The sequence below is a fragment of the uncultured Winogradskyella sp. genome (assembly GCF_947495255.1).
In the GTDB taxonomy this organism is placed as follows: domain Bacteria; phylum Bacteroidota; class Bacteroidia; order Flavobacteriales; family Flavobacteriaceae; genus Winogradskyella.
Genome location: NZ_CANLYI010000024.1, coordinates 1 through 2134, shown reverse-complemented (window position 1 = coordinate 2134; position 2134 = coordinate 1). Strand labels below are relative to the sequence as shown.

Annotated in this window: 1 pseudogene; it reads left to right on the top strand. The window is 28.9% G+C overall.

The window, feature by feature from the left end:
• Positions 1-2134: pseudogene (locus Q0807_RS18810) on the top strand (hypothetical protein); the annotation flags it as partial.

Sequence of the window (2134 nt, the reverse complement as noted above, 5' to 3'; positions counted from 1 at the left end):
TATCTGTGGTAGCGACTTAACTTTAAATGCCAATATTAATAATGCTTCTGCTATCTACAAATGGTACTTAAATGGAAGTGAAATTACAAGTGAAAATAACTCAACACTAGACGTTACACAATCAGGGACATACAGTGTAATTGCTAGCATACCATCTCCAAGTGGCAGTTGTAACATAGAAGATTCCATAGCAATAGAAATTATTGCATTTCAAGAAGCTGCGGCTATTGCTGATATATCTATTTGTGATGATTTACCTAGTGATGGCATATACAACTTTGATTTCCCATTCTTTAAAAATGATGAAATCTATGACAGTTTACCATCTACCAATTATGTAATCAGTTATCATTTAACCCAAGAGGATGCTCAAAATAATACTAATACCATTAACGGTATTTACCAAAATGCTGCAGAATCTGAAACCATTTATGTAAGAATAGAAAGTTTAAGTGGTGATTGTCTTCAAATAGGAAGTTTTAATATTTCGGTGTACAACTCACCAGACATCAATGAAATTTCTATTGAAGTCTGTAACGGTTCCATTATGGAAAATACATTTACAAATTTAAGTGTTCTTGATTTAGTTTTGGCTAACTATGATTTTGATACTACAGTTACATATTATAATACAGAAGAAGATGCCATCAATATAACAAATGAAATCTTTTTATTTCCTGATGTAGAAAATGAACCACTTGGTTTTTTTGCAAGAGTACAGAGTAATATAAATGGCTGTTCCTCTATTGTTCCAGTAAATTATGTTTATGTATCATCTCCTGTTCTAAATAATATAGTTATCAACCAATGCATAGATCCAAATTACAGTGAATATATTGGTAATGGAGAAGTTATTGACTATTATAGTTATACTACAGATTACAATGCAATTGAATTAAGAGATGAGTATTTTGCGGAACATCCAGAATACGACGTTTTATTTGCATTGATAACATATCCAGACCATCTTGATTTTCCTATTTTACATATTTCCGACCCTGTATTCTCCTTGCCTTTTTACGTTAGATTCTCTGATGAAAACTGTCCTACTAGAATGTCTATAGAAATACATAAAAACTTACTATTTAACGTTTTAAAAGACGAAATATTAATTTCACAATGTGATGACCCTTCTAATGATGAACTTATAGATGTAGATTTATCTACATTAACTGATGAACTTAAAAGTGGCTATGATGATATTATTTTAAAATTTTATTTAACAGAGGAAGACAGAAATTCATATGTCAATGAGTTAGATCCTAATTCCGTTTTAGAAATAGCTAATAACCAAAGTATTTATATAAACTCTAGATATTTTGATTGTACCCATAGTTCAAAAATAACCTATGAAATTGAATCTATTTATAATCCACAACCGATGATAATAGATTATTGTGGCAATGTAGATGCTACAACAAACTTTACTACGATTTCAATTTCTCCACTAATTGACATTATAAAACAAAACCAAAATATTATAACCTCCGTAGAATTATTTTCTACCGAAGAAGATGCATTAAATCAAGTTAATTCTATTAATGAAGAATACAGTATAGAAGGAGACCAACAATTATTTTATGCTAGGATTCTCGATATATTTTCTACCAACCAATGCTATAACTTTACAACTATTCAAGTAAATATTATAAATTCAATTAATGCTGTTAATCCTGAACCTATAATTGTATGTGATGAAGACCAAGATGGTATATCTAATGTTAATTTAGAAACCGTAATTCCTGAAATATCAGTCGCAAATGACAATCTTATTTTTACTTTTTTCGAAACTTATGATAATGCTACAGACAATGTAAATGCTATTTCAAATCCAAATAATTATACAACAGAAAGTAAAGAAATCTTTGTGAGAGCTAAGATCGAATCAACTGAATGTTTTACAATATTTAGATTCAATGTTCTAATTTATGACCAACCTCAACTAAATACCATTTCAGATTATATTAGTTGCGAAATTACACCTACTAACTCTATAGGTTTTCTTTTAATAAATAAGGATAATGAGATTATTAATGGCCAAATTAATATGAAAGTCCTTTATTTTGAAACAGAAAATAATGCTATAAACAACAATAATCCTATTGACAAAAACACAGCTTATTTACCTTCTTCA